The sequence below is a fragment of the Hafnia alvei genome, assembly GCF_964063325.1.
Classification (GTDB): Bacteria; Pseudomonadota; Gammaproteobacteria; order Enterobacterales; family Enterobacteriaceae; genus Hafnia; species Hafnia alvei_B.
In genome coordinates this window covers 2,829,413-2,842,075 of the sequence record NZ_OZ061315.1, presented here as the reverse complement: position 1 = coordinate 2,842,075, position 12,663 = coordinate 2,829,413, and the positions used below count along the sequence as shown (strand labels likewise).

The 12,663-nt window shown below is 49.8% G+C and carries 10 protein-coding genes; 5 read left to right on the top strand and 5 right to left on the bottom strand.

What is annotated here, in order from left to right; genetic code table 11:
- Positions 1–187: 187 nt before the first annotated feature.
- A complete protein-coding gene (locus tag AB3Y96_RS13635) occupies positions 188–850 on the bottom strand; it encodes a DUF3313 domain-containing protein (protein WP_072307739.1) in 663 nt (220 codons plus the stop codon).
- Positions 851–1,120: 270 nt separating this feature from the next.
- Here AB3Y96_RS13635 and AB3Y96_RS13630 point away from each other — a divergent pair, with 270 nt between their 5' ends.
- Positions 1,121–1,387, top strand: a complete 267-nt coding sequence (locus tag AB3Y96_RS13630; protein ID WP_367300322.1) for a DUF333 domain-containing protein — start codon at positions 1,121–1,123, stop codon at positions 1,385–1,387.
- A gap of 210 nt (positions 1,388–1,597) precedes the next feature.
- On the opposite strand, the gene fliT is transcribed toward AB3Y96_RS13630, so the two are convergent.
- Genes fliT through fliD form a run of 3 tightly spaced genes read right to left on the bottom strand, consistent with a single transcriptional unit; the run spans position 1,598 to position 3,807 of the window.
- Complete coding sequence (gene fliT / locus AB3Y96_RS13625) at positions 1,598–1,960, bottom strand: flagella biosynthesis regulatory protein FliT (protein WP_072307740.1); 363 nt, start codon at positions 1,958–1,960, stop codon at positions 1,598–1,600.
- Positions 1,960–2,373, bottom strand: coding sequence for a flagellar export chaperone FliS (gene fliS / locus AB3Y96_RS13620; RefSeq protein WP_025796593.1), 414 nt, complete (start codon positions 2,371–2,373; stop codon positions 1,960–1,962). Before fliS ends, fliT begins: the two co-directional genes overlap by 1 nt.
- 15 nt (positions 2,374–2,388) lie before the next feature.
- Complete coding sequence (gene fliD, locus AB3Y96_RS13615; RefSeq protein ID WP_072307742.1) at positions 2,389–3,807, bottom strand: flagellar filament capping protein FliD; 1,419 nt, start codon at positions 3,805–3,807, stop codon at positions 2,389–2,391.
- A gap of 291 nt (positions 3,808–4,098) precedes the next feature.
- Here fliD and AB3Y96_RS13610 point away from each other — a divergent pair, with 291 nt between their 5' ends.
- The 4 genes from AB3Y96_RS13610 (at position 4,099) to tcyN (ending at position 7,828) form a co-directional block, all read left to right on the top strand.
- Entirely contained in the window at positions 4,099–5,364 is a 1,266-nt protein-coding gene (locus AB3Y96_RS13610; RefSeq protein WP_072307743.1) for a flagellin FliC, read from the top strand.
- A 201-nt stretch (positions 5,365–5,565) separates the two neighbouring features.
- Positions 5,566–6,288 carry an RNA polymerase sigma factor FliA gene (locus AB3Y96_RS13605; RefSeq protein ID WP_004092872.1) on the top strand — a complete coding sequence of 241 codons (723 nt, stop codon included), beginning with the start codon at positions 5,566–5,568 and terminating at the stop codon, positions 6,286–6,288.
- Between the two features lie 37 nt (positions 6,289–6,325).
- Complete coding sequence (gene fliZ, locus AB3Y96_RS13600) at positions 6,326–6,841, top strand: flagella biosynthesis regulatory protein FliZ (RefSeq protein WP_072307745.1); 516 nt, start codon at positions 6,326–6,328, stop codon at positions 6,839–6,841.
- A gap of 204 nt (positions 6,842–7,045) precedes the next feature.
- Positions 7,046–7,828: an L-cystine ABC transporter ATP-binding protein TcyN gene (gene tcyN / locus AB3Y96_RS13595; RefSeq protein WP_072307746.1), complete on the top strand. Its 783-nt coding sequence runs from the start codon at positions 7,046–7,048 to the stop codon at positions 7,826–7,828.
- 588 nt (positions 7,829–8,416) lie between these two features.
- Here the strand turns inward: tcyN and putA are convergent.
- A complete protein-coding gene (gene putA / locus AB3Y96_RS13590; RefSeq protein WP_367299439.1) occupies positions 8,417–12,391 on the bottom strand; it encodes a trifunctional transcriptional regulator/proline dehydrogenase/L-glutamate gamma-semialdehyde dehydrogenase in 3,975 nt (1,324 codons plus the stop codon).
- Between the last annotated feature and the right edge of the window lie 272 nt (positions 12,392–12,663).

Genomic DNA, 12,663 nt, shown 5'->3' with positions numbered 1-12,663 from the left:
TTCAGATTGCTCAAACCCATGGCTTATTGCTTCAGAACGTTTGTTTTCAAATTTCTAGTATGGTTTCCCGCACCGTTTGGCGCGGGATTTTTTTTGCCTCGACGCGCTTGCTAAAGACAAAGGGCATAAAAAAGCCAGCCGCGTAGGGCGGCTGGCTATGAATAACTATCTTTTTCGCTGTAGTGGATTATTTTATATCGAACATCGTGGCATCGGTCGCCATGTTGTCAATCACAGTTCTCAAATCCTCTACGGTCAACAGCTGATTAGAGTTAGACAGCTGTTTGCCAGAGCCTTTACGCACCACTTTCATCACTACTTTGTTAGTTTGAGAGTCAATTAACTCACCTTCGAAGAACAAGTTAGTGTCCATAGTACGGTGCCCCGTTGCCGCTTGTGTTCCTGCAACAACCATCGCAATTGGAATGACTTCATAGAACTGCAATCCCTCTTTGCTGGTATCAACCGCGGTGATAGCGCCGCGGAAAATTAGCGTGTTTGGACCAGGTTGTGTCACCAGCGTAGCACGCTGGGCAGCCGCTGCTTTAAGCTTGGTATTGGTGTAGTTAAGCACACCCTCTAATACGTTTTTACCAATCTGCGTAGTAGGTTTAGGCTCAGGATAATAGGTCACTGGGTTATAAATCAGTTTGTCGTAGTGGCTGGATTTAAAACTTGGATCAACCCAGCGCATAACCGGCAAACCTGAAGATGACTTGGTTTCTGTTAAGTTTGAATAGTCTTTTAAAAACCCTGAATACTGGTCAGGTGTTGCAGTTTTGGTTGCACAACCGGTTAGAGCCAATGCGCCGATTAATAGCGCAGTTTTGAGATTACGAAGCGTAGCCATAGATCCTTTTCCAAATGAGAGAAGCGGCAAGCTAAGATATAGCAGAATCTTATAGCTTTACCTATAAATTGATTAGTTTTGTGGTGTTAGTTTTACTATTTTTAACCAATAAATTATTTCAAATAATGTAATTAGCCTATTTATTTATTTTTTATATAAAAAGTTAACCTTCTCGATGATAAACCCTATAATGAGCAAGAGTAATTATCTGATCCTATGTGCTGGAAAAACGATAATGTTTTAGATTTTTTTAGGATGATAAACAAAATGATGAAAGTAGGTATGTTCGTGATTGCTGGAATGAGTAGCCTCATGCTAGCGGGTTGTGTGTCAGGCAACGCGGCTCCCACCGCAGATGCTGCTCCTACTCCTACACAGGGAGCGATCGGGATGCCAAATCCAGCCTCAGTGTATTGTTTAAAACTGGGAGGCAAAGAAATTAACAAAACAACAGAGCTTGGCGTGAGCACTGATTGTTTATTGCCAACGGGGGAGAGAATAGATGAATGGGCACTATACCGACGTGACCATTCCTAATTAATTCACCTGGAATATAATGGTTATTAAAAGTAATGTAGCTAAGCGTATTCGCTCTGTGTTACTAAAAAATAATGTTGATTATTAATGCCATAGCAATATGGCTGATATAATCATTCGCAGTTTTTCTTATTGAAGTATTATTATTTAAAGCGTTTTTAATAAAAAATCATGCCTGAGTATGGAAAATACTGGTGTTGAATAAAAAGATCAAAGTAAATCGCCAGGATACCCTTCGCTGTCGGAAAACTGTCCGTATGTGTGGGTGACGGCTTGTTGTCGTGAAGTTTTTCCTATTATCTGGCTTAGTTCGTCCATGCGTGCCTGAAGCAGGCGCTTGATTTCTGCCTCATTATCAAGAATTTTGGCTAAAATACGGCGTAGCTCCGCCTGCATGGCTGAATCCACCTCCGAAATAGGCATCAGCTCGGTGGTTTTCGCCACCGCTTGCAGATATTCCATCTCCAGTTTAACGAGCGAGTCCCACTCAGAACGCTTAGCAAGCTCCAGCATGCTTTCGCTGAGCGAAAGGATATGACGGTACGCGTGTGACAAGGGCTGTATTCCGTACATTATAAGTGGTCCTGCTGAGTAGGTTGAGATTGTGGGCCGATCTGACGCCACGCATCGGCAATGTTATCTAACAGGTCCGTGACATGTTGGATTGTAACTTCATCATTATGAAGATTAGCATGTAACAGGCGTTTAACCATATAGTCATACAGCGCTGATAAGTTTTCTGCAAGCTCTCCGCCTTTTTCCAGATTAAGCCCCGCCTTCAGGCCATTATCAATGATGTTAATCGCTTTGGTGATTGACTGACCTTTGAGCTGCGTTTGCCCTGCCTGCATATGCAGGCGGGCGCGAACTAGGGCGCTATGCGCCCCGTCAAATAACATAACGATGAGCTGGTGAGGACTGGCGCTCATCACGCCACTCTCCAAACCAATCTCAGCGTAGGCTTGTGAGCCCGTCGCTTTATACATGTGTTATTACCTGTGCTATGAGTTCATGGCGGTGAACTGTTGGGTTAAATATGAGCTGGTGCTATTGAGTTTTGACATCATGGTATCCAGCTGGACAAATTGGGCTTTGTAGCGGTCGATGGTTTCCTGAATGCTGTCACTGACGCTGTCGATACGAACGCTCAGGCGATCTAAGTTGGTATTAATGCTTTTTGTAGTTGATTCGATCACGCCGCCGGCCTTGATATAACTTTGAATTTCATTGTGAATATTGGTTGCCATACCGCTATCTTTTCCATTGCCAACAAAGAAGTTAGCCACTTGGTCTGGATGATCGGTAAAGGCTTTGGTGAGTTTGTCGCTGTCTACGGTCAATTTGCCGGTTTTACCATCGGTGGTAATCCCCAAATTGCCGAGGCCTTTGAGTTCAGGGTTATCCTGAGCCGAACTCAATGCGCCTTTAATCGCTGCCTGCACGCCACGTAGGGTGTTATCCCCTAACAGGGCGCCGTTGGTTTTTGACTGTACTTCACCCGTTTTTACCGGGGTGTATTTGGTCAGCGAGGTAAAGGTATCCAGCAGGGAGTTATAGCTATCTACCCAGCTTTTAATTTTGTCCATCGCACCTGAGTTATCAGCGCTCAGGATCAGGTTTTGCGGCTCACCGTCTTTGGTTTTAGCTTTCAGCTCTATTGTGGTGCCCTGTGGAGCATCGGTGATGGTATTGCTGCTGCGTACAATTTCGGTGCCATTCATGGTGATAATGGCATCTTTAGCTGCTACCGTTTGCTTTATCGCCGTTGGTGAGCTTGACGTTGCGCTAGGATCGAAATCAAGCAGATCGCCCAATTTGCTATCGCCATTCACTTTTACCGTCATCTGATTGGCTGAGCCAGTAGATGAAGAGGTTAATGCTAGCTGATAGCTGTTATCGCCGACGCGAACGATACTGGCAGTGACTCCCGCTTTTGCCCCATTAATCGCATCACGCATTTCCAGCAGTGAAGTTTGACCATCGCCTAAAGGAATAGAGGTTGTCTTCGGCGGTGTACCTTGGGTCAGATCGATAGAACGGCCGCTAGCGCCTGGGGTGCCTAACTGTGCGGCTTGATCGGTGACTATTTGTTGCGTGGTTAAGCTTTGTGCCTGCGCCAACTGTTTAACTTCGACGCTGTAGTTACCGGCAACCGCTTTGGCATTCGTCGTCACCGTAAACTGATCGTGAATGGATGCCTTGGTGGTATTAAAGAAATCGGCCTTAGCCAAATCTTTACTTAGGTTATCGAATTTTTCCAACGAGCTTTTTAACGTGCCATACGCCGTCAGCTGCGCTTTATAGCTGGTTTGCTGCGTGGTATAGGGCGTTAAGCGTTGCTGTTCTGCCGTGGACAGTTTGTCGAGCAGCCCGTTTAAGTCGAGACCTGAGCCGATCCCTAAAGAAGAAATAGAAGCCATCAGTATTTTCCTTATATATTTTCATGCGCTATACGCGTTATCGGCTCAGTAGGAAAAAAGTTTACAAAATAATATGAAAAAGTGATGGGACGATAGAAGACGAAAAGTGGGCCTTATTTAAGCGATTGTCGAAACAGCGGAATTACTGAGAAAAATAATTTAAAAATTTCCTAAAGGTTAATTGGGGAGCGCCGATACCTGTGTGGACGGTGGCTGACGCCGTAGGGCAATCAGGCCCGACCCATTAACTAAGATGCGACTATCGCAGATGATTCGTAAGGAAAGCTCACTATGGCACAAGTAATTAACACCAACAGCCTGTCTTTGATGGCACAGAACAACCTGAACAAATCTCAGTCTTCACTGGGTACCGCTATTGAGCGTCTGTCTTCTGGTCTGCGTATCAACAGCGCGAAAGACGATGCGGCAGGTCAGGCGATCTCTAACCGCTTCACTGCAAACATCAAGGGTTTGACTCAGGCTTCTCGTAACGCCAACGACGGTATCTCTCTGGCGCAGACCACCGAAGGTGCTCTGAACGAAGTGAACGACAACCTGCAAAACATCCGTCGTCTGACCGTTCAGGCTCAGAACGGCTCTAACTCTGATAGCGATTTGCAGTCTATCCAAGACGAAATCACTCAGCGTCTGTCTGAAATCAACCGCATCTCTGAACAAACCGACTTCAACGGCGTTAAAGTGTTGAGCGGTACCAACAAACTGACTATTCAGGTTGGTGCTAACGACAACGAAACTATCGATATCGACCTGCAGAAAATTGACGCGACCACTCTGAAACTGGATACCTTCAGCGTTGCAAACGGCGTTAACGTTGCAGGCGTTGGCGCTGCTGCCACCACAACCCCTAAAATGGGCGCACCAGTTGTTCAGGCTGATGCGAATGCGGCACCAAAAGTATCTGATGGCAAGTTATATACCACCGATGCAGGCGTAAAATTAGTTAAATCTGGTACTGACTACTACGATGCAACCGTTGCTGCTGACGGTAAAGTGACTTGGGATTCAACCACTAAAACCGCAACCGTAGCGGGCGATCTGGCAACGGCTAAAGAAACTGCTTCAGTTTCTGTTGGCACAACCAATATCGATTTAACTAACATCCCAGCAGGCGGCACGCTGAAAAGCTATACCGATGCTAAAGGTGTAGCGGGTTATGTTATCGAAGGCACTGACGCAGCGGGTAAAGCAACTTATACCGGCGCAAGCGTTGATGCAGCAGGTAAAGTCACCGTAGGTAAAGCGCTGTCTGCAACGCCAAAAACCACTGACCCACTGGCTGCGCTGGACTCCGCGCTGTCTCAAGTTGACTCCCTGCGTTCATCTCTGGGTGCGGTACAGAACCGTTTCGATTCTGTTATCAACAACCTGAACAGCACCGTTAACAACCTGACCGCTTCCCAGTCTCGTATTCAGGATGCTGACTACGCGACCGAAGTGTCTAACATGAGCCGTGCAAACATTCTGCAGCAGGCGGGTACTTCAGTGTTGGCTCAGGCTAACCAGTCTACTCAGAACGTTCTGACTCTGCTGCGTTAATCATTTGCCAGCATGAAGTAAAGCAAACCCCGCTGTACGCGGGGTTTTTCGTATCAACCACGTGTGCAATAACTGAGCAATCTCGTCTTCTCGAAAAGGCAACGTGAGAAAAGGGGGCATTTTTGCTGACTAATCGCGCCATTGGCTTGCGCGTGAGGGTTAGATAATAGCCGGGCATCCATCAACCCGGGTTCTGTCAACGTGAGTGAATTGTATACCGCCGACGGCGTGATCGACAAAAATTCCCTGTGGCAGCGCTACGCTCCGCTAGTGCGCCATGAAGCGCTGCGTTTGCAGGTTCGCCTGCCCGCCAGCGTTGAACTGGACGACCTGCTTCAGGCCGGAGGTATTGGGCTGTTGCACGCGGTCGAACGCTACGATGCCATGCAGGGGACGGCTTTTACCACCTATGCGGTTCAGCGCATTCGCGGTGCGATGCTCGACGAGCTCCGCAGTCGTGATTGGGTTCCGCGCAGCGTGCGTCGAAATGCCCGTGAAGTTTCAGCGGCTATGCAGCGCGCCGAACAGCGTCTGCATCGCGCACCAACAGAAACCGAAATAGCGCAAGAACTGGATATGCCCTTGGTGGAGTACCAGCAGATTTTGTTGGATACCAATACCAGCCATCTTTTTTCTTATGATGAGTGGCGAGAAGAGCACGGCGACAGCGCCGAACCTGTTTTCCAGCAGCATGAGGATGCTAATCCTCTTAAGCAGTTGTTGGAAGGAGACCTGCGCCAGCGTGTGATTACTGCGATTGAAGCACTGCCGGAACGTGAAAAACTGGTTCTTACGCTTTACTATCAAGAAGAGCTGAACCTAAAGGAAATCGGTGCGGTGCTTGAGGTCGGAGAATCTCGCGTTAGTCAGCTACACAGTCAGGCGATCAAACGCTTACGCACTAAGCTGGCAAGCCAAAGCTAATACGCCAACAGTTATTCATAAATATGGAAATGTTGTCATGACGGCATCCCTACAAAAAAGACGACCTTTGAGTCGCTATTTGAAAGATTTTAAACATAGTCAGTGCGATTGCTCTCATTGTGGTAAATCGCTCGATCGTATGTCTTTAGTATTTCGCGGGAAAATTCTCGATCGCGAAGTGCTTGCAGGTATGGATCAACTGATTGATGACCGAGTTTGGCAAGAGCTCGAGCAGGAAATCACCGCGCTGTGCCGTTTCTGCAGCGATGTTTACTGCCATTGTCATGCAGACTACTTCGATATTCTCGATTTTAAGCAATATTTGTTTGAGCAAACAGAAATGAGCCATAGCTCAATTCGTGAGTATATTGTGCGTTTACGTCGCTTAGACGATATGCTGCGCGCCAGTGATTTCCCTGCCGAGAAGTTCTGCGGCAGTGAACAGCAGTGGCATATGATTGAACATATCGCTGATGCGAATCAAAATAACTATCGCATTGCGCTGCGAAAGTACGATCAATATCTAAACTGGCAAAAAGAAGCGGTCTATTAGCCTCTTTGTCAGAATAAAAAAGCCATCGTTATGCGGTGGCTTTTTTGTTTTTTATTCCATATCAATCTAACCTTATTCCGGCAAAATTTTTTATTCATCGCGTTGAGTTGCTACAGTTGCGGTTATATCGGGTGAATGCGGCCAATATGGCGCTATCCCTCCCCGTAAGGTATTAATTTTAGGCCTATCCGTTTAGGAGCTACAGTGAGCACTATTGAAGTAAAAAATCTGACAAAATCCTTTAACGGAAACACCGTACTGCACGGCGTTGATCTGACGGTTGAAAAGGGTGAGGTGGTTGCGATTATTGGGCCAAGCGGCTCAGGTAAAACGACCCTGCTGCGTAGTATTAATTTATTAGAAGAGCCTGACGGCGGCACGATTCAAGTCGGCGATGTCACTATTCATGGCGATCAGCCTTTGGGCCGCCAGAAAGCGGCGATTCGGAAACTTCGCCAGGAAGTGGGTTTTGTATTCCAAAACTTCAACCTGTTCCCACACCGCACGGTATTGGAAAATATCATTGAAGGTCCGGTGGTGGTGAAGGGGGAAAAGCGCGACGTGGTGATTGCGCGAGCGCGTGAATTGCTGGCTAAAGTCGGTTTGAAGGGCAAAGAAGATGCTTTCCCTAAGCGTTTATCGGGTGGGCAGCAGCAGCGTGTGGCGATAGCCCGTGCGCTGGCTATGCAGCCTGAAGTGATCCTATTTGATGAGCCAACGTCGGCGCTGGATCCTGAGCTAGTGGGCGAAGTGTTAAGCACCATCCGTGCGCTGGCAGAAGAAAATCGCACTATGGTGATCGTGACCCACGAAATGAGTTTTGCCCGTGACGTTGCCAACCGAGCTATTTTTATGGACGAAGGCCGGATCGTAGAGCAAGGCGCGGCGAAAGAGCTGTTTGCTCATCCCCAACACCCAAGAACCAAGCTGTTTTTGGAGAAGTTTTTAGGGGAGAAGTTAGTGGATGAGCCGCTGAGTTATATTTGAGTGATGGTTTCGTTCGCTAGACATTTATGTCACAACGGTTAAACATTCCGCCCGCCTGTCTATATCGAGTTTCAATGCCGCATGGGTGAAGGCGTACGGGCAGAGACCACCAGCGCGTGGTCTCTGCACTCGCGCGCTTTTATCCGAGACGCCATCTCCGCGCCGGGTCGGCATGCGCCATCCTTGGCGCCTCCTCCCCTAACGCTAACATCCTGTTAGCGTTGCTCTTTCTCCCAATACATAAACAAATAAAATCTTTTGAATTTGATTTTGACCTTTTCCGGCACGTTGTTCTTCAGCCGAATAGAGGAATGCAGGCTAGGATTTGCCGACTGGACGTCGGCAAAAGAGCGACGGAGGCATGGATGCCGATTGTCGCTCGCTCCGTTAAAGCCGGAATGACGAGATGAGGGAACCTGCGAAGCAGGCTGAAGAACGGTGCCAAGCCGGGTTGTTAGGGGGCGGCGATTGGCCCCCTAACACGGACGCCCGCACAATGCCTATGTGAGAAATTGTGCATTAGGCGGACGTAACTTACACCGGCCAAAACCTTACACCGGACGTAACCTTACACCGAACTCACCATCATTATCCTATAGTCATTAAACTCGCATTTCCCCCCGCAGCGGCGGTATTCACGCTCAGCGAACGTTCTAATAGCAGGCGTTCGAGCAAAATTCCCGTTTCACCGTGCGAGAAACCTTGCACGGAGACAATGGCTCCCGGACGTTCGGCGATTTGCTCACACAGGCTACGGAGCTGATCGGAGTCACCGTGATAGATAACAGCATCAAACTCTACGCCGTCGGCATCCCATGATTTAGCCACGTTAATCTGTTGCTGTATGGCTGCTGGCAAGCGGCGATATAGCGTGCGCTGAACCTCGCTGTCGATCCATTGAACTCGGCTGCCTACCGCAAGCACGGCGGCTAACTGAATTAAGGCATCCTGCTCATTGCTGAAGAGGCACAGCACGCGCTCACGTGGCAGCAGGGCGTAGGTATTGCGTTCGCCGGTTGGGCCTTGTAGCAAACGAACCGTGCCACCTTGTGACCAATCACCAAACTCTTGGCAATGCTGAGCAAGCTCGGTCATTTTCTCTTGTTGTGCCCACGTTAAGAGCGCCTGATGAGCGGTCAATAGCGGCTGGCGTTGCGTGGTGTCGATGTTTTGATCGCCGTCGTGGCGTGCCAGAGTACGGCATACGGCGTCGTTAGGGCGGCTAGACAGCAGACGATAAACATACAGCGGCCCGCCGGCTTTTGGCCCCGTGCCCGAGAGACCTTCTCCGCCGAAGGGTTGCACACCGACTACCGCGCCGACCATATTACGGTTCACGTACTGGTTACCGACTTTAGCCTGCTCGGTGACTTTAATGATGGTTTCGTCGATGCGAGTATGAATGCCTAACGTTAAGCCATAACCTGCCGCATTGATTTGCTCAATCAGCGCGTCAAGATTCTGACGGTTGTAGCGAACCACATGGAGCACCGGCCCAAACACTTCCTGCTCAAGTTCATCAAAGCTTTCAAGCTCAATCAGCGTAGGTTTAACGAAGGTGCCACGTTGCCACTCTTGGCTATCCTGTGAATGGTCAAAGGCGGCCTGATAAACATCGCGCCCTTTGGCACGCATTGTTTGAATATGGCGGTCAATATTCTCTTTGGCTTCAGCGTCAATCACCGGGCCGATATCGGTTGAGAGGCGTTCAGGATTGCCCATTCGGCATTCCGCCATCGCGCCACGCAGCATTTGTAGGGTGTGATCGGCGATGTCTTCTTGGACGCACAGAATGCGTAGCGCAGAGCAACGTTGACCGGCGCTATCAAACGCCGAGGCGACCACGTCGGTAACCACTTGCTCAGTAAGCGCCGATGAGTCGACGATCATCGCATTCAAACCACCGGTTTCGGCAATCAGCGGCGTGGTGCGACCCTGAGGATCCAAGCGGCCTGAAATATTACGCTGCAATAGACCGGCAACGGCGGTGGAACCGGTAAACATCACGCCACGCACGCGGCTATCGCCCACTAACTTGGCACCCACGGTTTCACCTTCACCTGGCAATAGCTGCAGAACGCCAGCAGGCACACCGGCGTCTAGCAAGATGCGTACGGCCTGTGCGGCAACCAGCGGCGTTTGTTCGGCAGGTTTGGCCAATACGCTGTTACCTGCAGCTAATGCCGCGGCGACTTGTCCGGTGAAGATTGCCAGAGGGAAGTTCCACGGGCTGATGCAAACTACGGGCCCCAGCGGGCGGTGTGTATCGTTAGCAAAATCATTACGGACCTGCTGAGCGTAATAGCGTAGGAAATCAACCGCTTCGCGCACTTCGGCAATGGCGTTATTGAATGTTTTTCCGGCCTCACGCGCCAATAGGCCTAACAGGCTTTGTAACTGGTCTTCCATTAAGTCGGCAGCGCGTTCTAAGACGGCAGCACGCTGTGCTGGAGGCGTTGAGAACCAGATTGGCCCTGCGCCGACGGCGCTAGTCAATGCGGTCTCAACATCGGCATCGCTAGATGGAGTGACATAACCAACAACGTCACGGGGCTCGGCCGGGTTAATCACGGCCTGAGGCTGTTCTTGACTCGATACATCGCCTTCAATGATGGGCGTGCAGACCCAAGGCGTGCTGGCGCTGCTGAGCAATGCGCTGGAAAGCGACGCTAAACGTTGTTCGTTGGAGAGGTCTAAACCGCGTGAATTGCGGCGGTCTTCACCGTAAAGCCCACGCGGTGATGGAATACGTGGATGTGGCAGACCTACCGCGCCTTCTTTGGCCGCCATGGCTTCAACGGCGGATACCGGATCGGCAACCAGTTCGTCTAACGGCAGCGTGGTATCGGCAATGCGGTTAACAAATGAGGTATTCGCTCCGTTTTCTAATAGGCGACGAACCAAATAGGCCAGCAGGGTTTCGTGCGTGCCGACCGGTGCATAAATACGGCAAGGACGGTTGAATTTTCCGTCGGCAATTTTCCCGACGACCTGATCGTATAGCGGTTCACCCATGCCATGCAGACATTGGAATTCATACTGACCCGGATAGTAGTTTTGTCCTGCCAAATGATAAATGGCCGACAACGTATGGGCGTTATGGGTAGCAAACTGGGGATATATGGCGTTAGGAACGCCAAGAAGCTTGCGGGCGCAGGCCAAATAAGAGACATCGGTATACACCTTGCGGCTGTACACCGGATAGCCTTCCAGTCCATCAACCTGAGCGCGTTTAATTTCGCTGTCCCAGTATGCACCTTTCACCAGACGGATCATCAAACGGCGATGGCTGCGCTGTGCTAAATCGATCACATAGTCAATCACCGCAGGACAGCGTTTTTGATAGGCCTGAATAACGAAGCCAATGCCGTTCCAACCGGCGAGGTCGGGCTCAAAGCATAAGCGCTCGAGCAAATCGAGCGAGATTTCAAGGCGGTCGGCTTCTTCAGCATCAATATTAATACCAATGTCGTAGCTGCGCGCCAGTAAGGTCAGAGAGAGAAGGCGAGGGTAAAGCTCGTCCATCATGCGTTCGTATTGCGCACGGCTGTAGCGTGGATGTAAGGCAGAAAGCTTGATTGAAATCCCTGGGCCTTCATAGATGCCGCGTCCGTTCGACGCCTTGCCGATGGCGTGGATCGCCTGTTGGTATGAAATCATATAGCGTTGGGCGTCGACTTCGGTCAGCGCGGCCTCACCCAGCATATCGTATGAGTAACGGAAGCCTTTATCTTCGTGCTTACGCGCGTTAGCCAGCGCTTCAGCAATGGTCTCACCCGTGACAAATTGCTCGCCCATCAAGCGCATCGCCATATCCACACCTTTGCGGATCAGCGGTTCACCGCTCTTGCCAATAATGCGGTTAAGTGAGCTCGAGAGATTAGATTCGTTGTGGGTTGCCACTAAGCGACCGGTCAGCAGTAATCCCCACGTCGCGGCATTAACAAACAGCGATGGGCTGCGACCAAGATGAGAATGCCAGTTACCGTTGCTGATTTTGTCGCGAATAAGCGCATCGCGCGTGGCTTTATCGGGAATGCGTAACAACGCCTCGGCTAAACACATCAGCGCCACGCCTTCCTGCGACGAGAGCGAAAATTCCTGCAATAGGTTTTGTACTATACCGGCGCGACCGTTAGCGCTTTTCTGGTTACGCAGTTTTTCCGCGATTTTATACGCCATCTGGTGCGTTGACTGTGCCAGCTCCGGTGCCATGCGGGCTTGTTCTAGCAGCATGGAAACGGCTTCATTTTCCGGGCGACGATAGGCAGCGGTGATCGCGGAGCGCGAAACCGACTGCGGCAGAATTTGTTCGGCAAAGTCGAGGAACGGCTGAAGCGGCTGTTCCTGAGGCGCGATGTTTTCTTCGGTGTCGTTAGAAACGGTGTCTGAAGCAGGGAGGGGGAGCTCTGGTAGGGCGCTACCGCTCTCTACTCGCTCAAGATAATTGAAAATGGCTTGTTTGATAACCCAATGCGGCGTGCGATCGATTTGCTGTGCGGCGGCTTTAATACGATCTCGAGTCGCTTCATCAAGTTTTACACCCATAGTGGTGGTGCCCATGCCGTCCTACTCCGTTTTATTTTTTTAAGGTAGAGCCTGAGCATATCCCGTTCATGATGAATGTTGCAACTTTGTGCAACCTTGTTAAATGGTCTAAGTGTTCAATGTGTGAAATAGCGCAGGTTTTGCGCTAACGGATAGAATGCGAACAATGAGGGGGTGTCAGTTTGATGGTTGCACTACAAGATAAATAATTCATTATAATTTAAAGGGATATTTTTCAGTGCAATCTGCGTTGGCGCATGCAAATGGATTTGAGTTGCAACCGTTCA

What these genes read in the sequence shown, in the direction of transcription:
- AB3Y96_RS13635 (WP_072307739.1), bottom strand. Translation starts at nt 850, where the DNA reads ATGGCTACGCTTCGTAATCTCAAAACTGCGCTATTAATCGGCGCATTG.
- AB3Y96_RS13630 (WP_367300322.1), top strand. Translation starts at nt 1,121, where the DNA reads ATGAAAGTAGGTATGTTCGTGATTGCTGGAATGAGTAGCCTCATGCTA.
- fliT (WP_072307740.1), bottom strand. Translation starts at nt 1,960, where the DNA reads ATGTACGGAATACAGCCCTTGTCACACGCGTACCGTCATATCCTTTCG.
- fliS (WP_025796593.1), bottom strand. Translation starts at nt 2,373, where the DNA reads ATGTATAAAGCGACGGGCTCACAAGCCTACGCTGAGATTGGTTTGGAG.
- fliD (WP_072307742.1), bottom strand. Translation starts at nt 3,807, where the DNA reads ATGGCTTCTATTTCTTCTTTAGGGATCGGCTCAGGTCTCGACTTAAAC.
- AB3Y96_RS13610 (WP_072307743.1), top strand. Translation starts at nt 4,099, where the DNA reads ATGGCACAAGTAATTAACACCAACAGCCTGTCTTTGATGGCACAGAAC.
- fliZ (WP_072307745.1), top strand. Translation starts at nt 6,326, where the DNA reads ATGACGGCATCCCTACAAAAAAGACGACCTTTGAGTCGCTATTTGAAA.
- putA (WP_367299439.1), bottom strand. Translation starts at nt 12,391, where the DNA reads ATGGGCACCACCACTATGGGTGTAAAACTTGATGAAGCGACTCGAGAT.